The organism is Sediminicoccus sp. KRV36 (genome assembly GCF_023243115.1).
GTDB lineage: Bacteria > Pseudomonadota > Alphaproteobacteria > Acetobacterales > Acetobacteraceae > Roseococcus.
Map to the genome: position 1 here is coordinate 1,907,236 of NZ_CP085081.1, position 23,873 is coordinate 1,931,108.

Sequence of the window (23,873 nt, forward strand, 5' to 3'; positions counted from 1 at the left end):
GCGCCTATTCCTCCACCGGGACCCGCGCCTCGGCCACCACCTGGCGCCAACGCGCCATGTCACGCCGCCAGGAGGCATCGAAGGCGGCCGCATCCTCGGCATTGGGCACCGCACCCAGTGCCCGCAGCCGCTCCTGCCCGAGCGGTGATTGCGCGGCCTCCGTGAAGGCGCGGGAGAGCTGCGCCACCACGGCCGGGTTCATCCCCGCCGGGCCAAAGGGCCCCACCCAGCTCACCACCACGAAATCGGCGATGCCGGCCTCCGCCATGGTCGGCACATCGGGCAAGGTCGGTGCCCGCGCGCCGGAGGTGACGGCCAATGCGCGCAGCGCGCCCCCCTGGATCTGCCCCATCACGGAGGGCAGGTTGTCAAAGATCACCTGGATCTGGCCCGAGCGAAGGTCGGTCGAGGAATTGCCCGCGCCGCGATACGGCACATGCACCATCTCCAACCCGGTGCGCAGCTTGAACAATTCACCCGTCAGATGGATCGAGGTGCCCACACCGGTCGAGCCGAAATTGATCCCCCCCGGCTGGCGCCGCGCGAGGGCGATGAACCCCTCAACATCCCGCGCGGATGAGGCCGCGTTGACCACCATCACATTGGGAAAATCAGCCACGCGCGCGATGGCGGTGAAATCCCGGTCCGGATTGAACGGCAGGTTGCGCCGCACGGCCGGTGTGACGCCGTGCGAGCCGCCGCCGCCCATCACCAGCGTGTATCCATCAGGGGCCGCCTTGGCCACGAAATCACTGCCGATGACGCCGCCCGCCCCGGTCCGGTTCTCGACGATGATCGGATTGCCAAGCCGTTCGCGCATCAGATCCGCCATCACCCGCGCCACAAGGTCCAGCGAGCCCCCCGGCCCATAGCCGACGATGAGGCGGATCGGCCGCCCTGGCTCCAGCTGCGCCGAGGCGGGCGCGATGCTGGCCAGCAGCCCCGTCAGAATCATCAGGAAACGGATCATGTCGCTTCTCCCCAGCCGCCGGCGCCCGCGGTCCCCATGACCAGCCGATCACCTGTGTGCAGCACCGTGCTCAGCTTCGAACGGATCACTTCGCGCGTGCCATCGCCGCGCAGGATATGGGCCTCGGCCATCTGGCCGGGCGCGCCGCCGAAGCTGCCGCGCGGCGCGTGGAGATGCCGCTCACCCCTGAAGCTCAGCGTCAGGGGGCCCTGCAGCACCTCGTATTCGCGCGTGATGCCGCAGCCGCCCGGGTGCTGGCCCGCACCGCCCGAACCCCGCCGCACCCCCACATGATGCACGCGCAGCGGCGCATCGCATTCCAGCACTTCGGCCGGCTGGTTCATCGTGTTGCTGACATCGGTGGAAATCCCGCTGACGCCCGGCCCGAAAGCCGAGCCACCGCTGCCGCCGGCCACCACCTCGGTCATCACGTAGCTGCTGCCATCGGCCCGCCGCCCGCCGATCGAGACGATGCAGGAGACGCCGGAATTGGCTGCCGGAATCCGCTCCGGCAGGGCCTGCGCCAGCGCGCCGAGAATGGCGTTGGTCAGCACCTTGACCGTGGCGGTGCGCGCATTCACGGCCGCCGGCGGGCGCGGATTCACCACGCTGCCCTCGGGCAGGATGAGGCGCAGCGGGCGGAAGCAGCCGCCATTATTCGGGATATCCGGCCCGGTCACGGCGCGCAGCGCGAAGAAGGCTCCCGCCATCACGCCGGCGGGTGCCGCATTCACCGGCCCGCGCACCTGCGGCGATGAGCCGGTAAAATCAATGGTGAGCGTGTCATCGGCGATGGTGACGGCCACCTGGATCGGCACCGGGCGGTCCAGATCCACGCCGTCATTGTCCACGAGGTCCGCATAGTGCCAGGTGCCGTCGGGGATGGCGCGGATGGCCGCGCGGGTCGCGGTCTCGGCCAGGCGGATCAATTCGCGCAGCATGGCGGTCAGCGGCGCCACGCCGTGCCGTGCGGCCAGCTCCGTCATGCGCAGGGCGCCGGTGCGGCAGGCGGAAATCTGTGCGTTGAGGTCCCATTCGAAGGCATCTGGCGTGCGGATGTTGCAGGCGATGATGCGCATGATCTGCGCGTCCATCACCCCCTCGCGCGCCAGCTGCAGTGGCGGCAGGCGCAAGCCCTCCTGATAGATTTCCGTGGCATTGGTCGGCACCGAGCCGGGCGAGAGCCCGCCCATATCCTGGTGATGCAGGATGGTGGCCGAAAGGGCGATCACCGCCCCCTCGGCAAAGACCGGCACGAGCAGCGAGACATCGGGGATATGCGTGCCGCCATCATAGGGGTCGTTCATCAAGTAGATGTCGCCGGGGCGCATCGTGGCAGTCGGGAAGACCTGCGTCAGCTTCGCCACCGCCGGCACCAGGCAGCCCAGCAGCAAGGGCAGTGAGACGGATTGCGCCAGCACCGTGCCATCCGGCAGGAACAGGCTGGCCGAGGCGTCATTCGCCTCACGCACGATGGGCGAGACGGCGCTGCGCAGCATGATGCCCTGCATCTCCTCCGCGATGCCCTCGATGCGGCGACGGATGATCTCGATGCTGGCGGGATCCAGCCTGAACGCGTTCATGGCGAAAGGCGCTCCATCAGCAGATGCGTGGACTGGGCGGTGAGGCGCCAGCCGGCGGGGATCAGCAGCGTGCTGTCCGCCTGTTCCAGGATGGCGGGGCCGTGCAGCGCCTCGCCCGCGGCCAGGGCATCGCGCGGCACGACGGCGGCTTCGATGCGCTGGCCGTCCAGCCAGGCGATGCGGCTGCCCCGCGCGGCGGCATCGCGGCCACGCAGGATGAGCGCGGTGCCGGGCGGCCGCGCGCGTTGCACGACACGCAGCTCGACCAGGCGCACCGGCGCATTGCGCGTGTGGCCATAGGCCTGGGCGTGCGCCGCGATGAAGCCGGCGCGGATGGCGGCACCCGGGGCTGCGGCGTCCAGCGGCACCAGCACGTCCAGCGTGTGGCCCTGGCCCATGAAGCTCACGGCGGCCGAGACTTCCGTCTCATTCGCGACAGCGCCATCGCCCTGCATGGCGGCGGCGACCGCCGCGACGAGGTCCTGGATGGCGTCGCGCAGCGCCACCTCGCCGATGGCTTCGACCGCGCGGAAGAAGCCGCGCCTTGCATCATGCTCCAGCGGCGCTTCGAGCAGCCCCGTCGCGGCCAGCACGCCGGGGGCGATGGGCACCACGATGCGCGTCATGCCCAGCTCCTCCGCGATGGCTGCCGCGTGCAATCCGCCGCCGCCGCCCGCCGGCACCAGGGGCAGCGCCCGCGGATCGCTGCCACGCCCCACCGTCATGCGGCGCACGGCTTCGGCCAGCGCCGCATTGGTGATGCGGTGGATGGCCACCGCGGCCTCATGCAGGCTGAGGCCCAGCGGTGTGGCGACCACGCGCTGGATCGCCTCGGCGGAAGCGGCGGCATCGAGCGGCATGGTGCCACCCGCGAAGCTCGCCGGGTCGACCAGGCCCAGCACCACCGAGGCATCCAGCACGGTGGGTTCCGTGCCGCCGCGCCGGTAGCAGGCCGGCCCGGGGGCCGCCCCGGCGGAGCGTGGGCCGACATGCAGGCCCCCCGCCGCATCCAGCCAGGCGATGCTGCCACCGCCCGCCGCGATGGCGAGCACATCGGCCGTCGGCACGCGCACGGGATAGCCGCCGACGCTGCCATCATGCCGCAGCACGGGCGCGCCATGCGCGATGACGGCGATATCCGCGCTGGTGCCGCCGATATCCACCGAGATGCCGGCCGGCTCCCCCGCCGCGCGCAGCACGGAAGCCGCGCCGATCGCCGCGGCCGAGGGGCCGGAGAGCGTGAGGCGGATCGGCCGGGCGCGCGCCGCCGCCGCACCCAGCAGCCCGCCGCGCGAATGCATGACCTGCAAGGGGGCGGCGATGTGGCGGGCGGCCAGCAGGGCCTCGATACGGCCGAGATAGGCATCCAGCACGGGCTTCAGCGCCGCGTCGAAGACGGTGGCGCAGGTGCGTTCATATTCGCGGATCGCCGGATCCACCTCGCAGGAGAGTGAAACGGCGATGCCGGGGCAGGTGGCCTGGATGATCTCGCGCGCGCGCCGCTCATGCGCGGGGTTGAGAAAGGCAAAGAGGAAGCAGATGGCGATCGCCTGCACGCCATCCGCCGCCAGGCTCCGCGCAGCCGCGATGACATTCGCCTCGTTCAACGGCGTCAGTTCCACGCCATCGGGGCCGATGCGCCCGGCGGCTTCCAGCCGGCGCTCCCTGGGGGCGACATGGATGGGCGTCTGTGGCCCGAAGACCAGGTCGTAATTGGCGGCGCGCGTCATGCGGCCGAGTTCCAGCACATCGGCGAAGCCCTGTGTGGTGATCAGGCCGACGCGGGCGGCCGTCCCCTCCAGGATCGCGTTGGTGGCGACGGTGGTGCCATGCAGGAACCGGATGACGCCCTGCGCGCCATCGGGCAGCAACCGGTCCAGTGCGGTGGCGACCGCGCGCGCCGGATCATCCGGCGTGCTGGCCACCTTGAGCAGGCGGAAGCTGCCATCGGCCGCGCGGCAGACGGCATCGGTGAAGGTACCGCCGATATCGATGCCGATCTCCAGCCCGCTCATGCGTGCCGGGGCTGGGGGTGCTTCGCCGGGCGGATGGGCTGCTGTGGCCGACACGTCCGCTCAGTCCAGCCGGACCTGGCCGGCGCGCACCACTTCCGCCCATTTGGCGGTTTCGGCGGCCACGAAGGCCGCGAATTCGGCGGGTGTGGTGGCGCCGACCAGAAAGCCCTGGCGGGCGAAGGCATCGCGGATATCCTCGGCCTGCATGGCCGCCGCGACCTCGGTGTAGAGCCGCTCGATGATGGCGGGCGGCGTGCCGGCGGGGGCGAATAATCCCTGCCAGGAGGCAGCCTCGAAGCCGGGCAGGCCGGCTTCCTGCATGGTGGGCACCTCGGGCAGCAGCGGGTGGCGCGCGGCTGAGGTGACGGCGAGCGGCCGCAGCGTGCCGGCCCGCAGCATGGGCAGCGCCACCAGCACATCGGCGAAGGCGGACATGACCTGGCCCGAGATCAGATCCGTCATCGCCTGGGCCGAGCCGCGATACGGCACATGCTGCAAGCTGACCTGGGCACTCTGCCCGAACAGCACGCCGGTCAGATGCATGGAGGTGCCGTTGCCGGGCGTGGCATAGGTCACCGTGCCGGGCGCGGCCAGGGCCGCCGCGCGATAGGCCGCGACATCGGCGATCGGCAGGCGCGGATTCACGACCAGCACCAGCGGCGCCGAAACCAGCCGCGAGATGGGGGCGAAGCTGCGCACCGGATCATAGGGCAGGTTGGGATACAGGCTGCCCGCGATGGCGTTGCTGCCGGTGACGCCCATCAGGATGGTATGTCCATCCGGCGGCGATTTGGCGACGAGATCAGCACCCGTCGTGCCACCGGCACCCGGGCGGTTTTCCACCAGCACCGTCTGGCCCAGTGTGGTTGTCAGCCGCTCGGCCAGGCGGCGGGCGAGCAGGTCCGTGCTGCCGCCGGGCGGGAAGGGCACCACGATGCGCAAGGGCCGGCTGGGCCAGCCCTGCGCGAGCGCGGGGCTGGCAAGGCTGGCGAGGATCAAGGCGCGGCGTGTTGGCATCGGCGGTCTCCAGCGCGGTGGATCATGCCGCGAAACGTGTGGGCGCAAAGGCAGAGAGGTCAATCTGCGGCACACGGCCGGCGACGAGGTTGGCGATTTCGCGCCCCGTGCTGGCCGCGCCGCACATGCCCACATGGCCATGGCCAAAGGCGAACCAGGCATTCTCGGCGCGCGGCGCGCGGCCGATCACGGGCAGGCTGTCCGGCAGGCAGGGGCGATGGCCCATCCATTCCGTGGTGCGCGAGGTATCGAGATGCGGAAACATCTCCTGCCCACGCTCCAGCAGCACGGCAGCGCGGCGGTAATCGGGTGCTGCCGTCAGCCCCGCGAATTCCACCGAGCCCGCCAGCCGCAGCCCCATGCGCATCGGGTTCACCATCAGGTTGTGCTCCACCGCCATGACGGTATGCCGCAGCCCGAGATTGTTGCTCTGCACCGTGACGTGATAGCCGCGCTGCGTCTCCAGCGGGATGGCGGGGCCGAGCAGGCGGGCGAGCCTGGCGGACCACGCCCCACCGGCCAGCACCACGCCATCGCAGGGCACATCCTCGGCACCGTCCAGCGTCACGGCACTGACCACGCCACCCGACTGGCGGAAGCCGGTGGCCCGCGCCCGCACCACCCGCGCACCATCCCGCTCGCATTGCGCGAAGATGCCCTGCGTCAGCGCCGCGGGGTCGAGGGTGGAGCCATTCTCGGGGGCCAGGATGCCGAAGCGGAACCGGCCCTTCAGGTCCGGCTCCAAGTTGACCAGTTCCTCCTCGCCCACATCGCGCAATTCGACGCCGAGGTTTCGCCGCAGGCCCATGCCCCAGGCCCATTGCCGCGCCGCCGCCTCGCCCGAATAGACGTAGAGGCAGCCGCTGCGCGTCATCAGCCCCATGGCGCCGGCGCGTTGCAACAGCGGCTCGTAGCATTCGAAGATGGGCGCCAGCAGGCCGCGCATGGCGGTGGCGATGCGCACCACCTCATCGCGGTTGGAATGGCGCAGGAAGCGCCACAGCCAGGGGGCGACCACCGGCGTATACCACCAGCGCACCGACAAGGGCCCGAGCGGGTCCAGCAGCCATTTCGGCACCTTCTTCCACATCCCCGGCATGCCGACGGGCAGGCAGGCTGAGGGCGAGAGTGAGCCCGCATTGCCGAAGCTCGTCGCCTCGCCCGGGCCGAGGGGGTCGATGAAGATGACCTGATGCCCCTCGCGCTGGAGCCAGGCGGCGGTGGCGCAGCCGACAATTCCATTGCCGATGATGGCGATGCGCATGGTTCAGAAAATCTCGAAATATTCGCGGTGTTCCCAGGCGGTCACCTCCGCCTCGAACCGCGCGATCTCGGCCCGCTTGATGCGCAGGAGGTAGTCCAGGAAGGGGCGGCCAAAGATGGCGGCGGCCGCCTCGCTCGCTTCCAGCGCGTCGAGTGCTTCGGCGAGGCTGCGCGGCAGCATGGGGGCCTGCGTTTCATAGGGCGTATCGGCCGAGGGGCCAGGATCACGTTGCTGCGCGATGCCCTCCAGGCCGAAGGCCAGTTGCGAGGCGAGATAGAGATAGGGATTGGCCGCCGGCTCGCCCACGCGGTTTTCGAGCCGCGTCGCGGCATCGCCCGGCGTGCCCAGGGCGCGCACCATCACGCCGCGATTATCCACGCCCCAGATTGCGCGGTCCGGGGCCAGGGAATAGGGGCGATAGCGGCGATAGCCATTGATGGTGGGTGTCGCGAAGACCGCGGCCGCGCGGGCGTGATGCAGCAACCCGCCGAGGTAGTGCATGGCCGTGTCCGAGAGCAGCCGGCCCTCGCCGATGAAGGCGTTGCGCCCGGTGGCGCGGCACACCAGCGATTGATGCAGATGCCAGCCGCTGGACATGACGTTGGGGATGCGCGGGCGGCACATGAAGGTGGCGTGATAGCCATGCCGCCGCGCCACCTGCTTCACCGCCGAGCGGAACAGCACCATCAGATCGGCCGAGGCGAGGCCCCCCAGGGCCTGGAAGGTGAATTCCACCTGGCTCGGGCCGTATTCCACCTCCATGGAGCGCAGCGGCAGGCCGAGCGCCTGCACCTCGCGCCGCAGGATTTCCAAGGCGGGGTCCAGCTGGTCGTATTTCAGCTCGGTCAGGTAATTGTAGCCCTGGGTCAGCAGCGCGACCTCGGGCGGGGTTCCGGGCTGCCCGGCATCCTCCGGGGCGAGCTTCGGGTCGAGCAGCTTGAAGAGGTGGAACTCCACCTCGATGCCCGCGATGAAATCGAAGCCCTGCGCCTCGGCGCATTCCAGCTGGCGCTTGAGGATGCCGCGGGTGGAATAGGGGGCGATGCGCCCATCGGCGAAATGCGCCTCGCACAGCATCCAGCCGGTATGCGGCGCCCAGGGCAACAGCTTGAAGCTGGCGGGATCAGGGATGAGCAGCACATCGGCCGCCCCTTCCAGCGCGCGATCACCCAATCCGCCGCCGGCCGTGAAAACCGGAAAGACGGTGCGGTGGGAGGTGTCCTTCAGCAGCAAGGTGGTGGTCATCGCGACACCCTCGCTCAGCGCGCGCGCGGCCTCGCTCGCCATGATGGTCTTGCCGCGCAGGATGCCGTGCTGGTCGGGATAGGCGAGGCGGATCACGCCCAGGTTTTCGGCCGTGATGCGGGCCAGCACCTCGGCCCGGGCGGCCGTGGAATGCAGGCCGTGGCGCTCCGAAAAGCTCACTTCGCCGGGAGTGCCGATGGCACCCGGGCTGCGGCCAGCGCCGGCGGGGCCCAGGGGGCGGCGGCGCGGCGCCGTGCCACGGCCTCGCGCCAATGCGCCTCCCAGCGGGCGGTGGGCGCCATGGCGTCAATCGTCAGCGGACCGGCGATGGCGCCGGCCTCGGGGCCTTGCATCAGCGCGGGGCGCCCGGCTTCCTCGATCGCGGCCATGCCGCGCAGCAGCAGGCGGCGGTTGGCGGCGATCGCCTTGTCGGAGCTTGCCAGATGCTCGCGCGTGCGGTCCTGGATGGCGCCCTGGCTTTCCACCGCCCATTGGTCATGCACGTTGATATCCTCGCCCATGCCCGTGTAGGTGGCGCTCGCCTGCTCCTCGGCCGAAAAGCCGTAATCATTGTGGCGGCCCTTCTTCGGCAGATAATCGGGCAGGGAATAGGATTGCAGGCGCTGGGCGCGCATCGCGGCACGGTCCACCGGGCCCGCGAAGCTCGTGAAGATCGCGACCCAGTAGCAATGCGTGTCATCCACCGGGATGTGCCATTGGGTGATGGTCATCTCGGCACTCATCGGGATGACGAAGGCCTGCGGGAACACCAGGTTCGTCACCCGCACATGCGTCGTGGTGGCGTTGATCTCGCGCAGCGCGGTGAGGCGCAGGCCGTAATCGGTGTTATCCACCTCGATGCGCGGGCGCGGGAATTCCCGCAGCACATAGGTCATCGGCAGGTCGGAGCCGTCGGAATTGGCGCGGAACTGCTTGCCATAGGCATCGGCTGCATCGCCATCATCGAAGAAGCGATGCAGGAAACTCGCATGCGCGGGATCAATGCCGACTTCCAGCGCCTGGAGCCAGTTGCACGCGATCAGCCCCTTGAAGGCGAAGGTGTGGCTGGCTGGGGCGACGAAGCAATCCAGGCCAGGCAGGGCAGGGGGCTCGCCCTCACCCAGCCAGGCGAAGATCACGCCGCTCAACTCCCGCACGGGGTAGCTGCGCTGGCGGATGCGGGTGCAGAGGCTGCTGTCCTCGGGCTCCGCGGGCGTGTCCAGGCAGCGGCCCTGCGCGTCAAACAGCCAGCCATGGAAGGGGCAGCGCAGGCCACCATCCTCCAGCCGGCCAAAGGCGAGGTCGGCGCCGCGATGCGGGCAATCGCGGTCGAGCAGGCCAAGCCGCCCGGCCTCATCCCGGAACAGCACGAAATCCTGGCCGAGGGCGCGGATGGCGCGCACTGGGCGGGGGCCCTCCAGCTCATCGGCCAGGGCGACGGGCTGCCAGTAATGTCGCAGCAATCTGCCGCCAGGCGTGGCAGGGCCGACGCGGGTCAGGCGCTCATTCTGTTCCGCGGAGATCATCGCCCAATTCCCTCACTTATGGCTCACGCAACCGCCTTCCCTGGTATCGCGGCCGAACATGCCGGCGCTCAGGCCGGCGCGGGTGGCCGCATCTTGTGCCATTCCGTGGCCTGTTCAAAGGCCTGGGCGATGCGCAGCAACTCCGCTTCGCCAAAGCTGCGGCCGACGATCTGCAATGAGAGCGGCAGCCCATTCGCGGCAAGCCCGGCCGGCAGGCAGATCGCCGGGTGGCCGGTTACGTTGAAGGCCGCCGTGATGGGCTGGGCGCGACGCCAGGGGCCATCATCCACATCCACGGCGGCGGGTGCTGCACCATGCGCCGGCGCGCAGAGAATGCCGTCCACCCGGGTGAAATGCGCATCCACCTCCTGCGTCAACTGATGGCGCAGCCGCTGGGCCTGGACGTATTGCGGGCCGGTAACGAAGGCGCCGAGCGCGATGCGCTCGAAGGTCACGCGGCCATAGGCCTCGGGCTGGCGGCGCATATCCTGTTGATGGATGGCGAAGCTTTCGGCGTGCAGGATGGTCCAGCAGGCGGCCTCGAAGCGGCGCAAGGCGGGCAGGCTGATCTCGATGATCTCCGCCCCCAGCGCGGCCAGGGCCTGGGCGGCGGCGTCCAGCGCCGCCTGGGCCTCGGCGTCTATGCCGGCCTCGATCCCATAGGCGCGCGCATAGCCAAGGCGCATGCCCGCCACACCTGCCTTGAGGCCGCCCAGGTAATCCCCGACCGGCTGGTTGGCGGAGCCCGGATCGGCCGGGTCAAAGCCCGCCAGCACCTGCATCGCCATGGCGCAATCCTCCACCGTGCGGGTCAGCGGCCCGGTATGGTCCAGCCCGAAGCTGAGCGGCACCACGCCGCGCCGGCTCAGCCGCCCATAGGTGGGCTTGAGGCCGACGCAGCCGGAAAACGCCGCCGGCAGCCGGATCGAGCCGCCGGTATCGGAGCCCATGGCCAGCGCCACCATGCCCGAGGCCACCGCCGCCCCCGAGCCGGAGGAGGAACCGCCCGCGAAATGCGCCGTGTTCCAGGGATTTTTCGCGCGCGGGAAGGGCAGGGTGTCATTCACCCCGCCACGCGCGAATTCATGCGTGGCAAGCTTGCCCAGCAGCACCATGCCGGCCGCCTCAAGCCGCTCCGTCGCGTCGGAATCCGCGGTGGCGACGTTGTTCAGCAACACCCGCGAATGCGCCGTCGTGCGCACGCCCGCCACGTCGTAGATATCCTTGAGCGCATAGGGGATGCCGTGCAGCGGGCCGATGCGGCGGCCGGCCTTGATCTCGGCCTCGGCGGTGGCGGCCGCACTGCGGGCGCGCTCCGCCGTCAGGGTGATGAAGGCGTCGAGCTTGGGGTCGAGTTCGGCGATGCGCGCCAAGGCCGCCTCGGTCAGGGCCACGGGCGAGAGGCTGCCCGCGGCAATGCCGGCCGAGGCTTCCGCGAGGCTGGGGACCGGCGCCGCCATCACGCGCGCACCGGGCTGGCGACGGGATGCGGGGCTGCCGCCGGCTCATGCGCGTAAGGGGTCGGCTCATCCAGCACGATCGCCAGGGCGCGCCAGGAGCGATAGGCCTCCAGCATGATGCCGTAGCGCTCCGGTGCGATGGTGATGCCGGCGACGCGCAGCGCGGCCTGGAAATCCAGTTCCATGTCGGTGGTCATGTGGTCACTCCTGAATGTGTCAAAGACCGAGCTTGTCCAGCACGCGCCCTTCCCAGACCTTGCCCATGACGCCGAGCTTCCAGAAGCCGTGGAAGGGCATCGGCTTGATGGAGGTCATGGGCATGTCCAGCGCCTCGGCCGCGGTGCCCAGCAGGCGGCGCGCCACCTGGCCGCCCATCGCCGTCGCCATCGCGACACCGCGGCCGCTATAGCCGAGGGCGGCGATCAGCCCGGGTGCCGGCTCATGCAGATGCGGATAGTAATCCGGCGTCACGCCCAGCTGCCCGTTCCAGCCATGCGTCCAGGCCACATCGCGGAATTGCGGCCAGAGCCTGGCTGCATATTCCGTGATCCAGCGGATCGGCGTCGTGTCGCTGATCGGCCGCTGTGGCCCGCGCCCGCCGATGACCAGGCGATTCTGCCGGTCCATCCGGTAATAGACGGTGACGCGCCCGGTTTCGTAGAGCGAGGTGCGGCGCGGCATGATCGCGCGCGCCAGATCCTCGGGCAGTGGCGCCGAGGCCGCGACGGAGCTGAAGGCGGGCACGATGCTCCGCCGCAGCCCGGGCCAGAGATCATCGGTATAGCCATTGGTGGCCAGCACGACATGCTGCGTGCGGATTTCGCCGGCGGGGGTCTGCACGCTCCAGCCGGTGGCGCCGGGTGTGAGCCGCGTGGCCGGCGTACCGCCATGGATGCGCGCCCCCTGGTCGATCGCGGCGCGTGCCAGGCCACGCGCATAGGAGAGCGGCTGCAGGTCACCGCCGCGCGCATCCAGCATCGCCGCCGTGTAGCGTTGCGTGCCGGTCAGTGCCGCGGTTTCGGCTGCGTTGGTGAAGCTGACGGGCCAGCCGCGGCGGATGCCTTGCTCGGCGCTGCGCTCGGCCTCGGCTGCCGCCTTGGCGCCGATGGCGGCGCGCAGCGTGCCCTCCTGCCGCGCCTCGCACGGAATCTGATGGCGGCGGATGAGTTCGAACAGCGCATCGGGCGCGCCGTAGGAGAGGCGCAGCATGCGCCCGCCCATCTCCGCGCCGAAATCGCGCTCCACCTGGTCCGGGTCATGCTTCAGGCCGGGATTTACCTGCCCGCCATTGCGGCCCGAGGCGCCCCAGCCGGGCTCCCGCGCTTCGATCACCACGACGCGCGTGCCGGCTTCCGCCAGGCGCAGCGCGGTGGAAAGGCCGGTGATGCCGGCCCCCACGATACACACATCGGCCTGCGCCATGCCATCCAGCGGCGGGGTGGGGGCAGCCGGTATGGCGGTCTGCGCGTAGAGGCTGGGGGGCAGGCTCATCGGATGGGCACTCCGCGCAGGCGCCGCACTGCCCAATCGGTGATGAGGGCGAGCACTGTGACGCCGATCAGCACGGTGCTGACGGCCGCGATGGTGGGCTCCACCTCCAGCAGCAGGCTGTGCCAGATGCGCACCGGCAGCGTCTCGGCCCGCACACCCGCGAGGAAGAGCGAGATCATCAACTCATCGAAGGAGGTGAGGAAGGAGAACAGTGCGGCGGAAATCACCGCCGGCAATGCCAGCGGCAGCACCACCCGGCGGAACACGCCCCAACGGTCACAGCCGCAGATCATCGCCGCGCGCTCCAGATTCGGGTCCACATTCACCAGCGCCGCGCGCAGGATCACCAGCACGACGGGAAAGGCGACGACGGCATGGCTCGTCGCGATCCAGGGGCGCGAGCCGACCAGGCCGAAGCGCGCCGAAAGGTAGTAGACGCCGATCGCCGTCACCACATGCGGGACGATGAGCGGGGCGAGCAGCAGCGCCGTCAGCGGCCCCTTGCCCTTGAAGCCGCCGCGCACCATCGCGTAGGCCGCGAGGAAGCCGATGAAAGTGGCGGCGATGCACGTCATCGCCGCGATCATGACCGAATTCAACAAGGCCGAGCGCCAACGGTGATCCCCCATGAAACGCTCATACCAGCGCAGGGAGAAACTCTCGGGCGGGAAGCGCATATAGCCCTCGCCGCTGAAGGAGAGCACGACGACGATCAGGATCGGCGCCAGAAACCCGACGCAAAGCAGCACCAGCAGGATCTGGATCAGCACGCGCCGCAGGATCATGGCGCAAGGCCCGGCGCGCGTGCCGAGACGCGGTGATAGACGGCATAGAGGCTGAGCGTCACGGCCAGCAGCACCAGCGTCATCAGCGCGGCCACGGGCCAGTTCAGCAGCAGCTCGATCTCCCGCTCGATCAGCATGGCGATCATGATGTCGGACGGGCCGCCCATCAGCGCGGGCGTGATGAAGAAGCCGATGCCGAGGATGAAGACGATCAGCCCGCCGGCGATCACGCCATGCAGCGTGAGCGGCATGAACACCTTGAAGAAGACCCGCAAGGGCGAGGCGCCCATGCCCTCGGCCGCCTGCAGGAGGCGCGGATCCACCGCCTTCATGGCGCTGTAGAGCGTCAGCACCATGTAGGGCAGCAGCACATAGGTCATGCCGATCAGCACGCCCGCGCGGTTGTACATCAGCTGCAAGGGCGCCTCGATGATGCCCAGGCCCAGCAGCGCCTGGTTGATCAGCCCGTTGCGCCCCAGCAGGACCATCCAGGCATAGGTGCGCACGATGACGCTGGTGAAATAGGGCAGCAGGATGCAGACCAGGATGAGCGTGAAGACCAGCCCCTTGGCGCGCGAGAGCGCATAGGCCACCGGATAGCCGATGAGCAGCGTGAGGCAGGTGACCAGGAAGGCGATCCAGTTGGTGTTGAGGATGGCGCCGATGATGGCGCGAGAGCCCAGCACGGCCACTGCCTCCTCCCAGATTTCGGCCAGGCCGCCCAATTCGCTCAGCGCGCCGATGACGAACCAGCCGATCGGGATCAGGAAGACGAGCGCCATGAGCAGCAGCGCCGGCAGCAGCAGCAGGAAGGCGCCGAGGTGACCGAGCGGCATGGCCTCAGTGCCCGTGACGCGAGTGGTGCGGCGAAGGCATGCGCGCCGGTATCATCGGGCAGCTTCCCGCGGATGCGTGTGTGAGGGGCTTGGCGTCATGCGCGCTCAGCCCGGCAGCAGGCGGCAATCCGCCGCTTGCCAATGCGCGACCACATGATCCCCGGCCGCGAAGCCGGTGACGCCCGGGGCATTGGCGGCGTCACAGAGCAGCGGCTCCGCCTCGCCGATATCCACGCCATAGCGAACGATGTTGCCGAGGAAGGAGGCATGCAGGATGCGCCCGGCGAGTTGATTCGCCCCCTCCAGCGCATCGCCCGCGCGCAGCGAGAGCTTTTCGGGCCGCATGAACAGATAGCCGCCGCCCGTCGCCAAATGCCCGTGATCCGCCAGCGCGGGCCGGTCCCGGATGAACACCTGGCCGCTGGAATCCCGCCGCGCCGCGATCAGATTGGCCTCACCCAGGAAGCGGCCGACGAAGGCGCTCTCTGGGTTTTCATAGACCTGGCGCGGCGGGCCCTGCTGGATGACGCGCCCGCCATCCATGATGGCGATGCGGTCCGACATGGTCAGCGCTTCCTCCTGGTCATGCGTCACATAGACGACGGTCATGCCGAGGCGACGCTGGATCTCCTTGATCTCGATCTGCATGTGAAAGCGCAGGTTCTTGTCGAGCGCGCCCAGCGGCTCATCCATCAGCACCACCGAGGGCTGCGCGACCACGGCGCGCGCGAGGGCCACGCGTTGCTGCTGCCCGCCCGATAATTGCTTGCCGAAGCGCCGCTCGAAGCCGGTGAGCTTCACCAGCGCCAGCGCCTCCATCACGCGTTGCGTGACTTCGGCCTGGGGGCGGCGCTGCACGCGCAGCGGGAAGGCGACATTCTCGAACACGTCCAGATGCGGGAAAATCGCATAGTTCTGGAACACCATGCCGAGGCCCCGCGCGCGTGGCGGAGCCGCCGTCACATCGCGGCCGGCCAGCATGACGCGGCCGGCATCGGGCAGCACGAAGCCGGCCAGCATGGAGAGCGTGGTCGTCTTGCCGCTGCCGGAGGGGCCGAGCAACGTCAGGAACTCGCCCGGCGCCACGCTGAGTGTGACGTCCGAGACCACGGTTTCCGCGCCATAGCGCTTGGTCAGCCCGTCCAGCAGGATGGCGGGCTCGCTCAAGCCCGGCGCCTCCAGCCCCGCCGGTTCACCCCGCACGGATTCAACCGAGAATCCAGCGCGACCAGCGGCGATTCACGGCGGCCCGGTTATCCTCCCACCAATCAATGCTCTTGTAGAAGCCTTGCGCGCGGGAGGCGGGGCTGCCCGGCATGCGGGCCAATTGCTCGGCCGGCAGCAGCGCGAAGGCCTGGTTATTGGTCGGGCCGTAGGTCAGCTCGCGGCAATATTCCGCCTGCACCGCGGGCTGCATCATGAAGTCGATCAGCCGCTGGGCATTCGCCGCGTTGCGCGCGCCGCGAAAGATGCTCGCCGCTTGCACTTCGATCATGGCCTGGCCCCAATCAATGCCCAGCGGCGCGCCACGGTCGATCAGCACCTGCACGCGGCCATTCCAGAAGGAGCCGAGCACAACCTCCTTGTCCGCCAGCATCTGCGCGGAGAGCGCGCCGGTATCCCAGAATTTCGGAACGCTGCGGCGAATGCGGTCGAGGCTGCGGAAGGCGCGCTCCATATCGAGCGGATAGAGCCGGTCCATCGGCACGCCATCGGCCAGCAGCGCGAATTCGAGATTGGGCGAGCCGGTCGCCATGTCGGCGAGGGTGCGTGGCCCGGGGAAGCGCGTCGTGTCCCAGAATTCCGCCCAATTCGTTGGGTGGGCGTTGGGAAACGTCTCCTTGCTGTAGCCGATGACCGAAGCATAAAGCAGGTTGCCGACGCGGGTGGGGAATTTCACCGAGGTATCCACATCCTCAGGCTTGGTCAGGCGCCAGCTGCCGTAATCCAGATCCGCCAGGGCATTCTGGCGGCGCAGCTGTTCAAGCACGCTGTCGCCCGCGTCAATCACGTCCAGCTCCACATTGCCCGAGCGGAACATGGCGAGCAGCCGTGCCGCCGTGGCGGCGACGGAGGTGACGCGCACGCCGGTGGCGCGGGTGAAGGGCTCATAGACCACGCGGCGCATCGTATCTTCATAGGCGCCACCCGGATTGCGGACGATCACCTCGCCCGCCTGCGCATGGGCATTGCCGATGAAAGGTGCAGAAAGCGCCAGCGTGAGCACGCCACGGCGGGGAAGGGAATGAAGCGTCATCGCAGATGACTCCTTGGGGTATGGGTTGATCGCCAAATCACTTGCTGAATTCACGCGAACCGCTGACCTTCCGTTTTTGATCAAGCAATAACCGCGCCACTGAACCGCGTGGGCGACAGGGCATCCATCGCCGGCATGCCGCGGCCCGCCATGGCGCCGGCCAGCATCCGGCCCGAGGGCGGGCCGCCCGTCATGCCGAAATGCCCATGGCCGAAGCACAGATAGAGGCCAGGCCGCCCCGGCACGCCGCCCACCACGGGAAGGCTGTCGGGGAAGGAGGGACGCTGGCCGAACCAGAAGCGCGGCGCGCCGAATTCGAGATCGGGGAACAGGCGCTTCGCCTGCTGCGCGAGCTGGGCGGCGCGCCGCTCGTCCGGCGGTGCGCGCAGCCCTGCGAATTCCACCGTGCCGGCGGCGCGCAGCCCATCCTCCATGGGCGTCAGGCCGAAGCCGCGACTTTTGTGCAGGATGGGCACGCGCAGCTCGATCGAGGGATTGGGCAGATGCGCGTGATAGCCACGCTCCGTCTCCAGCGGCAGGCGAATGCCCAGCGGTGCCAGCAGCTCGGCCGACCAGGCGCCGCCCGCGACGACCAGCGCCTCGGCCGCATGCATCCCGGTATTGGCCAGCACGCTCCAGCCACCGCCTTCGCGCGGGATCAACTTCAGCGCCTTTTGCGGTAGGATCACGCCGCCTTCGGCCAGCACCTGTTCCGCCAGGGAATGCACGGCACGGGCGGGGCTGACCGTATGGCCATTGCCCGGCACCAGCAGCCCGCGCGTGACCTCACGCGAGATGCCCGGAAACAGCTGCCGCAGGTCATCGGGGCCAAGTGCCTCGGCGCGGATGCCGTGCCTCGCGCGCAGCGTCGTCTCCAGCGCACCCGGGCCCCCGCTGCCCTCCCAAAGCTGGACCTGGCCGCTTTGGCGCATCAGGCCGCGAAAGCCGGTCTCGCCCAGCAGTTCACGCCAGACCTCCAGTGCCGGGGCGTGCAGCGCATGCAGTGCCGCGGCATTGGCCTCGACCCGAGCGAGGCGCGTCTCGCCCAGCCAGCGCGCCAGCCAAGGGGACAGCTTTGGCAGATAGGCCGGGCGGATGGTGAGTGGGCCCAGCGGATCGCGCAGCCAGCCTGGCACCTTGCGCCACATGCCGGGCATGGCGGCGGGGATGACCGTATCGGGGCTGAGCAGCCCGGCATTGCCGAAGCTGGCGCCGCCCGCCGGCCCCAGCGGGTCCAGCAGCGTGACCTTCCAGCCCTCGCGCTGCAGGAACACCGCGGTGGACAGGCCCGCGACGCCGGCCCCCAGGATGATGGCATCGCGCGGCATCAGGCGTTGACGATCAGGCGGCGCGGCGCCTGTGTCAGCCGCTCGGGGCCGGCCTCGCTGACCAGCACCGTCTCGCTGATCGCGCTGCCGCCGGCCGAGGCATAGACGTGGAACACCATGCCGGCCTCCAGCGGCCAATCCGCCACGGGGGTCAGGATGCGCGTGAAGTCGCTGGTGCGCGGCGTCTGCGGTGCGTAGAGGCCGAGCGTATAGGCGGTGATATTGTCATAGCTGTCCCGCAGGCCGGCGCGGACCACGCCCTCGCGCAGGATGGCATCCACCTCGCGCGCTGACGCACCGGGGCGCATGGCGGCGATCTGGGCGTCCTGCAGGGCGATCAGCGCCTCGGTGGCGCGCTGTGCGGCGTCGCTGGGCGGGCCGAGGCTGACGCAGCGCATGATGCGCGCGCTGTAGCCCGCGATGCGCGGTGTCAGCTCGATATGCACCATGTCGCCCTGGGTCAGGGTGCGCGTGTCCAGCGGCGCATGCAGGAAGTCCCAGCCGGTGACGGTGCTGATCGGGCCGGGCAGGGACGGATCGGCGCCCATGCGCAGGAAGCAGGCGGTGACGGCCACCGCCGCATCCCGTTGCGTGCCGCCGACATTCAGTGCCGCCGCAGCCTCGGCGATGGCGGTATCGGCCACGCCAGCCGAGCGGCGCAGCAGGGCGATTTCGGCGGGTGACTTGATCAGCCGCAACTCATGCACGAGCGGGCCGAGATCAATGAATCCGGCCCGTGGCAGGGCCGCCTGCAGCGCGTCAAACCGCGCCAGCGACATGGCGTAGCTGTTGCGGTCCAGGCCGATGCGTGCGCTGGCGAGGCCACGCGCATTGAGTGCGGCGGCCAGCACCGGCATGGGGTCCGCCCAATCCTGGTAGGAGAGCACCTCCGGCACCCAGGATTGCGCGCGGCAGACGCTGGCGTCCAGCGCGCGGATGAGGATGAAGGGTGCTGCCTCCAGCGGCACCACGAGGCAGCGCCAGCGGTTCAGCGAGGAGCCATAGCCACCGAGCCAGGCCATCGCCTCGATCTCGTCGAAGATGGCGGCGGCGACGCCCTGCCGCGCCATCACCGCGCGCAGCCGGCCGATGCGGCTGTCGAATTCAGCCTGGTCGAAGATCGGGTGCGGCATCAGGGATGGGCCATGTTGTCGCGCAGCGTCCGGCCGGCATATTCCTTGCGGAACAGCCCGCGCCGCTGCAATTCCGGCACGACGAAACGGCCGAAATCCTCGAACATGCGGGGGAAGACGGTGGGCCAGAGGATGAAGCCATCGCAGGCGCCCGCGGTGAACCAATCCTCCAACTCATCGGCAATCGTCTCGGCCGTGCCGAGCAGCAGGTCGCGCGGCTTGGCGGCGGCTTCGGCGAAGCTGATCTTCTCGTCGCGCATGAGTTGCAGCACGCGGTCGGTCGAGCCGGTGATGCCCTGGTTGCCTTGTGCGGCGGCCAGCGCCTCCGCCGTGCGATGCTTCGAGAGATCAGCGCCGAGCAGCGAGGAGTTCAGCATGGTCTGCGCATCGGGCAGGATGAGGGATTGCAGGTAGGCGTATTTCTCGCGCGCGATCTCCTGCGTCTCGCCCACCACGACGGCGAAGCTGGGCAATACCTTGCATTGTTCGGGCGCGCGGCCGTAGCGGTCCATGCGGCCCTTGATGTCGTCATGGAAGGCGATGCAATCGGCCTTGCTGTGCGGCGTGCAGAAGATCATCTCCGCCCACCGCGCCGCGAAGTCACGCCCGCGATCCGAGGCGCCGGCCTGCAGGAAGACCGGCCTTCCCTGCGGCGTGCGCGGGATGGTGAGCGGACCGCGCGTCTTGACGTAGCGCCCCTCGTAGTTCGCGTAGCGCACCTTGTCGGGGTCAATGAAGACACCGGTTTCGCGGTCCATCACGAAGGCATCGGGGTCCCAGCAATCCCAGAGCGCGCTGCAGGCTTCCAGCACCTCATCGGCGCGGTCATAGCGTTCATCCTTGGCGGGAATGCCCTCCATGCCGAAATTGCGCGCTTCGAGGTTGGTGGCGGAGGTGACGACATTCCACGCCGCCCGCCCACCGGTCAGCATGTCGAGCGAGGCGAGGGTCCGCGCCAGGTGATAGGGCGGCATGAAGGTGGTGGAGAGGGTGGCGCCCAGGCCCAGATGCCGTGTCACGCGCGCCATCACCGGCAGGATCATCAGCGGGTCGAGATAGGTGATCTGCCCGCCATTGCGCAGATAGGCATCGAAATTGCCGCCATGAATATCCGGCAGGCCGAAGGTATCGGCGAAGAAGCAGGCATCGAAGCAGGCGCTCTCCAGCACGCGCGCGATGTGCTCATAGCGCTCGGGCGCGAAGACATCATGCAGATCGGCCTCGGGATGACGCCAGCCGCCCGGATGATTGGCGGTGGGGCCGGTCTTCAGATAGGCGACCAGATGCATGCGGCGCTGCGTCATGGCGTGTCTTCGCGGGCGACGGGAATGGTCATCAAACCTCCGGATCGGGGGGAGACATCAACCGTGTTTTGAGCCTGGCGCGTAACGACTATGGAACGCGGGGCGCGGGGGCGCAACCGCCAAGCCGGGCCGGGACGGGCTGGCAGCGCCGCACGAGTTTTGGCGGTGGTCTGGCATCCTGCGGATGCTTCGTGCGCGACCAGGATATGTCGGAGATCAGGCGCTTTGCCTGGCGCCAGCGACGGCTTGGGCGGTTTGCGGGGGGCTGGAAGGCATCGCGCCACAGCCCTTGGCGCTGATTCGCCCTGACCAAAGCCGTATTTGTCCTCATTTTTTGTTTGCAATTGCGAAGCGTTCGCAACTCTGGTAGCAGAATGGCATGAAGCCTGAGCCGAAAGCCCCAACCCCCTTGGCCACCGCGCCGCCACCACGCCGACTGGTGCTGGAGGCGGAAATTCTCTTCCGCGACGGCCCGGAGGTGGAGATCCGGCACAATGACGACACCTACCGCCTGCGCCGCACCCGTGGCGGAAAACTGATCCTTACGAAGTGATTTTCCGGGTGGGCATCCCCCACCCACACAGCGTCAGCCAGCCCCGGACCCGGCCTGCCTTAGCCCGGTTTCCTGCCAGCCAGCGCGCCATCCGCAGACCCGCGATGGCACCTGCCAGCAAGGCCCGCCCGTGTTCCGTCTCCCATCCGTCCTGGCCTGGTCCAAGGCTCTTGCCCTGTCCACGGCCCTGATCTCTCCCGGCCTCATTTTCCCGGGCCTCGTCTCCCGGGCCCTGGCGCAAACCCCCGCCACCCAGCCCGCCGCGACCCCGCTGGATGCCGTCACCACCACGGCCACGCGCACGCCGCAGGTGGCTGGCGATTCGGCCGTCTCCATCTCGGTGATTCAGCGGGAGCAGATCATGCTCCAGCAGGCCCGCTCGCCGGTGGAATTGCTGCGCGACATTCCCGGCGTCGAGATTTCCGGCGCGCCGCGCACCACGGCGTTGCAGCCGACGATCCGCGGCCTGGGCGATGAGCGCATCGTGCTGCGCGTGGATGGCGTCCGGAACAACTTCAATGCCGGCCATCGCGGCCGCACCTTCATCGATCCGGAGCTGCTCCGCCAGGTCGAGGTGCTGCGCGGCCCTGCCTCCTCGCTCTACGGTTCGGGCGCGATCGGCGGCGTCATCACCTTCCGCACGCTGGAGCCCGAGGATGTCATTCGCGCCGGCAATCCGGTGGGTGGCTTTCTCTCGACGGGCTATCAGTCCCAGGGGGCAGGGGCACGGGGCCTGGGCGTCATGGCGGCGCGCGCGGGGGATTTCTCGACCCTCGCTGCGGCATCGGGCTTCCGCAATGGCCAGTTCCGCGATGGTGAGGATCGCATCATCCGCTTCAGCGGGGACAGTGTCTCCTCGTTGCTGGGCAAGCTGAACTGGACGCCGGGCTTTCATCGCCTCCAACTCAATGCCAGCCGCTTCGAGGATCATCACCAGATCCCGATCGCGGCGAACACCGCGACCACGACTGGCATCGCCGAGCGCACGACGCTCCAGGAAAGCGTCTCCTTTCGCTACGGCTACGCCAATCCCGCGCTGCCGCTGCTTGAGCCCAGCTTCACCATCTACAACAACCGCGTCGAGCTGAATGAGGCGCGCATCGCCGCCCCTTACGCGCAGGATCGCACGCGGCTGAACACCATGGGCCTGGATGCCCAGAACATCTCCCGCTTCTCCCTGTTTGGCGCCGAGCGCCATACGCTGGTGGCGGGGGTGGAGTATTACCGGGACGAGCAGCGCGGCCTGCAGAATGGGCGCCCGCGCGGGCAATTCCCCTCGGCCAACCAGGATGTGCTGGGGCTGTTCGTGCAGGATGAAATCAAGCTCGGCGCCTGGACGCTGACGCCTGGCGTGCGCTTCGATCGCTTCCAGCAGGAGCGGGGCGGCGGCGGCAACTCGCTCGACAGCAGCCGCGCTTCGCCACGCGTCACCCTCGCCTGGCAGGCGACCGAGTGGTTGCAGCCCTACCTCTCCTATGCCGAGGCCTTCCGCGCGCCCTCGATGACCGAGCTTTATGTGGGCGGGCAGCATTTCCCCGGCAATTTCTTCGTGCCCAACCCCAACCTCCGCCCGGAAACCGCCACGACGTATGAGGCTGGTGTCGATCTGCGCTTCCGCGACGTGCTGCGGGAGGGCGACCGGCTGCGCGGCCGCGTCGCCATGTTCCGCAACAACATCGCCGACTTCATCGAGCAGACGGTGCGCGCCACCACGACCACCAGCGCCAATATCGGTCAGGCCCGCATCGAGGGCATCGAGGCGGAGCTGCAATATGACAGCGGCGCCTGGTTCGCGGGCCTGGGCGCGGCGGCGCTGCGCGGCACGAATGAGGAGACGGGCCGCCCGCTCGCCTCGGTGCCGGCGCATCGCATCACCCTGAATGGCGGCCATCGGTTCCAGCAGCAGGGTGTGGTGCTCGGCTCACGCCTCGCCTTGACGGATGCGCAGGACCGGCTGCCCGACAGCACCAGCTACCGCGTCACCGCGGCCTCCGCCGTGTGGGATCTCTATGCGTCCTGGCAGCCGGAATTCGCGCCGAACCTGCGGCTGGATGTGAGTGCGAACAACCTGCTGGACGCCACTTACCGGCGCTCCAACTGGAACTCCGTGCCCACGCCGGCCTTCGCGGAAGTCGGGCGCAACATCCGTGTGGCGCTGCGGGCGAGCTTCTGAATGCCGGCGGTGCGGCAAAACCGGCTTCCCGGTGGTGCGACGGGCGCCTCGCTCGCGCTCCATCTGGGGGCCGGGCTTTGGCTCGCACTGGGCAGCCCGCCGCAGGGTGGGCGGCCGCAGCCGGAACGCGTGGTGGAGATGGCGTTCATGGCGCTGCCTGACGCAAGCGAGGCCGTGGATGCCACGGCCGCCGGGGCCACGCTGAGCGAAGCCCTGCCGGAGGAGCCAGCGCTGGTGGAGGCCGCGCCTGAACCCACGGCATCCGAGGCTGCGCCAAGCCCGGCCCCGCCGACACCGCACTCGGCCGATGCGGAGCCGCAGCCCCAGGCGCCCGAGATCCAGCAAGCCGCCCTGCCGGAGCAGGCGGCCCCGCCACCCATGGCAGAACATGCTGATCTCCAGGAGCCCACGCCGCCCCCCCAGGAGGCCGAGCCAGCGGCCGCAACGCCACAGCCCGTCGCAGCCATTCCGCCCAGGCCCACGCCGCCCCCCCTGGCCGCCAACCCGCCCGTGCCGCGCCCCGCCCGCCCGGCCAGCGCCCCGGCGCGCGCGGCGTCCCGCCGCCTGCCACGGGAGGCCACGCCCAGTGGCGCGCCTGAGGCCGCCATGGCGCCCCCCGTCGCTACGCCGGCGGCGTTCGGGCCGCCCCCCTTGATCACCCAGGCCCGCTATCGCCACCCGCCGACGCCGCCGGCCTATCCGCCGCGCGCGCTGTCCTTTGGCGTCTCCGGCACGGTGCTGGTCCGCGCGCTGGTCGGCGCTGATGGCGAGACGCGCGAGCTGCGCCTGCATCGCTCCTCCGGCCATGCCGAGCTGGATCACGCCGCACTCTCCGCCGTGCGGGGCTGGGCCTTTGCCGCGGCCACGCAGGGCGGCCAGCCCATCGAAGCCTGGGTGGAGGTGCCGGTGCGCTTCCGCCTCGACGATTGAACA

20 protein-coding genes are annotated in these 23,873 nt (G+C 69.5%); 3 read left to right on the plus strand and 17 right to left on the minus strand.

Going from position 1 to position 23,873, the window contains the following annotated elements; genetic code table 11:
* Positions 1–4 precede the first annotated feature (4 nt).
* The 17 genes from LHU95_RS08745 to LHU95_RS08825 form a co-directional block, all read right to left on the minus strand.
* Positions 5–970: a tripartite tricarboxylate transporter substrate binding protein gene (locus LHU95_RS08745; RefSeq protein ID WP_248710980.1), complete on the minus strand. Its 966-nt coding sequence runs from the start codon at positions 968–970 to the stop codon at positions 5–7.
* The gene (locus tag LHU95_RS08750) at positions 967–2,553 is read right to left on the minus strand and encodes a hydantoinase B/oxoprolinase family protein (protein ID WP_248710981.1); all 1,587 of its coding nucleotides are present in this window, start codon (positions 2,551–2,553) and stop codon (positions 967–969) included. The genes LHU95_RS08745 and LHU95_RS08750 overlap by 4 nt, the downstream gene beginning before the upstream one ends.
* The gene (locus LHU95_RS08755; protein WP_248710982.1) at positions 2,550–4,622 is read right to left on the minus strand and encodes a hydantoinase/oxoprolinase family protein; all 2,073 of its coding nucleotides are present in this window, start codon (positions 4,620–4,622) and stop codon (positions 2,550–2,552) included. The genes LHU95_RS08750 and LHU95_RS08755 overlap by 4 nt, the downstream gene beginning before the upstream one ends.
* Positions 4,623–4,628: 6 nt before the next feature.
* Complete coding sequence (locus LHU95_RS08760; RefSeq protein WP_248710983.1) at positions 4,629–5,585, minus strand: tripartite tricarboxylate transporter substrate binding protein; 957 nt, start codon at positions 5,583–5,585, stop codon at positions 4,629–4,631.
* Between the two features lie 22 nt (positions 5,586–5,607).
* Positions 5,608–6,849, minus strand: a complete 1,242-nt coding sequence (locus tag LHU95_RS08765; protein WP_248710984.1) for an FAD-dependent oxidoreductase — start codon at positions 6,847–6,849, stop codon at positions 5,608–5,610.
* Between the two features lie 3 nt (positions 6,850–6,852).
* Positions 6,853–8,367 carry a glutamine synthetase family protein gene (locus tag LHU95_RS08770; RefSeq protein WP_248710985.1) on the minus strand — a complete coding sequence of 505 codons (1,515 nt, stop codon included), beginning with the start codon at positions 8,365–8,367 and terminating at the stop codon, positions 6,853–6,855.
* Entirely contained in the window at positions 8,271–9,620 is a 1,350-nt protein-coding gene (locus tag LHU95_RS08775; RefSeq protein ID WP_248710986.1) for an aromatic ring-hydroxylating dioxygenase subunit alpha, read from the minus strand. Before LHU95_RS08775 ends, LHU95_RS08770 begins: the two co-directional genes overlap by 97 nt.
* A 68-nt stretch (positions 9,621–9,688) precedes the next feature.
* Positions 9,689–11,080, minus strand: coding sequence for an amidase (locus LHU95_RS08780; RefSeq protein ID WP_248710987.1), 1,392 nt, complete (start codon positions 11,078–11,080; stop codon positions 9,689–9,691).
* Positions 11,080–11,277: a hypothetical protein gene (locus tag LHU95_RS08785; protein WP_248710988.1), complete on the minus strand. Its 198-nt coding sequence runs from the start codon at positions 11,275–11,277 to the stop codon at positions 11,080–11,082. The genes LHU95_RS08780 and LHU95_RS08785 overlap by 1 nt, the downstream gene beginning before the upstream one ends.
* Before the next feature lie 19 nt (positions 11,278–11,296).
* Positions 11,297–12,571 (minus strand): FAD-binding oxidoreductase, encoded by a 1,275-nt coding sequence (locus LHU95_RS08790; protein ID WP_248710989.1) that lies wholly within the window; start codon positions 12,569–12,571, stop codon positions 11,297–11,299.
* Positions 12,568–13,356, minus strand: a complete 789-nt coding sequence (locus LHU95_RS08795) for an ABC transporter permease (RefSeq protein ID WP_248710990.1) — start codon at positions 13,354–13,356, stop codon at positions 12,568–12,570. The genes LHU95_RS08790 and LHU95_RS08795 overlap by 4 nt, the downstream gene beginning before the upstream one ends.
* Positions 13,353–14,192: an ABC transporter permease gene (locus LHU95_RS08800; protein ID WP_248710991.1), complete on the minus strand. Its 840-nt coding sequence runs from the start codon at positions 14,190–14,192 to the stop codon at positions 13,353–13,355. Before LHU95_RS08800 ends, LHU95_RS08795 begins: the two co-directional genes overlap by 4 nt.
* Positions 14,193–14,297: 105 nt before the next feature.
* Positions 14,298–15,359, minus strand: coding sequence for an ABC transporter ATP-binding protein (locus LHU95_RS08805; RefSeq protein ID WP_248710992.1), 1,062 nt, complete (start codon positions 15,357–15,359; stop codon positions 14,298–14,300).
* A 40-nt stretch (positions 15,360–15,399) separates the two neighbouring features.
* Positions 15,400–16,449 (minus strand): ABC transporter substrate-binding protein, encoded by a 1,050-nt coding sequence (locus LHU95_RS08810; protein ID WP_248710993.1) that lies wholly within the window; start codon positions 16,447–16,449, stop codon positions 15,400–15,402.
* Between the two features lie 80 nt (positions 16,450–16,529).
* Positions 16,530–17,777, minus strand: a complete 1,248-nt coding sequence (locus tag LHU95_RS08815) for an FAD-binding oxidoreductase (protein WP_248710994.1) — start codon at positions 17,775–17,777, stop codon at positions 16,530–16,532.
* On the minus strand, positions 17,777–18,910 hold the full coding sequence (locus LHU95_RS08820) for a Xaa-Pro peptidase family protein (RefSeq protein WP_248710995.1): 1,134 nt from the start codon (positions 18,908–18,910) through the stop codon (positions 17,777–17,779). Before LHU95_RS08820 ends, LHU95_RS08815 begins: the two co-directional genes overlap by 1 nt.
* Positions 18,910–20,214 carry an LLM class flavin-dependent oxidoreductase gene (locus LHU95_RS08825; RefSeq protein WP_248710996.1) on the minus strand — a complete coding sequence of 435 codons (1,305 nt, stop codon included), beginning with the start codon at positions 20,212–20,214 and terminating at the stop codon, positions 18,910–18,912. Before LHU95_RS08825 ends, LHU95_RS08820 begins: the two co-directional genes overlap by 1 nt.
* Before the next feature lie 379 nt (positions 20,215–20,593).
* Here LHU95_RS08825 and LHU95_RS08830 point away from each other — a divergent pair, with 379 nt between their 5' ends.
* The 3 genes from LHU95_RS08830 to LHU95_RS08840 all read left to right on the plus strand — a co-directional run bounded on the left by LHU95_RS08830 (position 20,594) and on the right by LHU95_RS08840 (position 23,870).
* Positions 20,594–20,767 carry a hemin uptake protein HemP gene (locus LHU95_RS08830; RefSeq protein WP_248710997.1) on the plus strand — a complete coding sequence of 58 codons (174 nt, stop codon included), beginning with the start codon at positions 20,594–20,596 and terminating at the stop codon, positions 20,765–20,767.
* A 130-nt stretch (positions 20,768–20,897) separates the two neighbouring features.
* Positions 20,898–22,940: a TonB-dependent hemoglobin/transferrin/lactoferrin family receptor gene (locus LHU95_RS08835; RefSeq protein WP_248710998.1), complete on the plus strand. Its 2,043-nt coding sequence runs from the start codon at positions 20,898–20,900 to the stop codon at positions 22,938–22,940.
* A complete protein-coding gene (locus LHU95_RS08840) occupies positions 22,941–23,870 on the plus strand; it encodes an energy transducer TonB (protein WP_248710999.1) in 930 nt (309 codons plus the stop codon). It begins immediately after the preceding gene.
* Positions 23,871–23,873 lie beyond the last annotated feature (3 nt).

What these genes read in the sequence shown, in the direction of transcription:
- LHU95_RS08815 (WP_248710994.1), bottom strand. Translation starts at nt 17,777, where the DNA reads ATGCCGCGCGATGCCATCATCCTGGGGGCCGGCGTCGCGGGCCTGTCC.
- LHU95_RS08820 (WP_248710995.1), bottom strand. Translation starts at nt 18,910, where the DNA reads ATGCCGCACCCGATCTTCGACCAGGCTGAATTCGACAGCCGCATCGGC.
- LHU95_RS08830 (WP_248710997.1), top strand. Translation starts at nt 20,594, where the DNA reads ATGAAGCCTGAGCCGAAAGCCCCAACCCCCTTGGCCACCGCGCCGCCA.
- LHU95_RS08790 (WP_248710989.1), bottom strand. Translation starts at nt 12,571, where the DNA reads ATGAGCCTGCCCCCCAGCCTCTACGCGCAGACCGCCATACCGGCTGCC.
- LHU95_RS08810 (WP_248710993.1), bottom strand. Translation starts at nt 16,449, where the DNA reads ATGACGCTTCATTCCCTTCCCCGCCGTGGCGTGCTCACGCTGGCGCTT.
- LHU95_RS08825 (WP_248710996.1), bottom strand. Translation starts at nt 20,214, where the DNA reads ATGACGCAGCGCCGCATGCATCTGGTCGCCTATCTGAAGACCGGCCCC.
- LHU95_RS08760 (WP_248710983.1), bottom strand. Translation starts at nt 5,585, where the DNA reads ATGCCAACACGCCGCGCCTTGATCCTCGCCAGCCTTGCCAGCCCCGCG.
- LHU95_RS08765 (WP_248710984.1), bottom strand. Translation starts at nt 6,849, where the DNA reads ATGCGCATCGCCATCATCGGCAATGGAATTGTCGGCTGCGCCACCGCC.
- LHU95_RS08800 (WP_248710991.1), bottom strand. Translation starts at nt 14,192, where the DNA reads ATGCCGCTCGGTCACCTCGGCGCCTTCCTGCTGCTGCTGCCGGCGCTG.
- LHU95_RS08775 (WP_248710986.1), bottom strand. Translation starts at nt 9,620, where the DNA reads ATGATCTCCGCGGAACAGAATGAGCGCCTGACCCGCGTCGGCCCTGCC.
- LHU95_RS08750 (WP_248710981.1), bottom strand. Translation starts at nt 2,553, where the DNA reads ATGAACGCGTTCAGGCTGGATCCCGCCAGCATCGAGATCATCCGTCGC.
- LHU95_RS08780 (WP_248710987.1), bottom strand. Translation starts at nt 11,080, where the DNA reads ATGGCGGCGCCGGTCCCCAGCCTCGCGGAAGCCTCGGCCGGCATTGCC.
- LHU95_RS08795 (WP_248710990.1), bottom strand. Translation starts at nt 13,356, where the DNA reads ATGATCCTGCGGCGCGTGCTGATCCAGATCCTGCTGGTGCTGCTTTGC.
- LHU95_RS08785 (WP_248710988.1), bottom strand. Translation starts at nt 11,277, where the DNA reads ATGACCACCGACATGGAACTGGATTTCCAGGCCGCGCTGCGCGTCGCC.
- LHU95_RS08840 (WP_248710999.1), top strand. Translation starts at nt 22,941, where the DNA reads ATGCCGGCGGTGCGGCAAAACCGGCTTCCCGGTGGTGCGACGGGCGCC.
- LHU95_RS08745 (WP_248710980.1), bottom strand. Translation starts at nt 970, where the DNA reads ATGATCCGTTTCCTGATGATTCTGACGGGGCTGCTGGCCAGCATCGCG.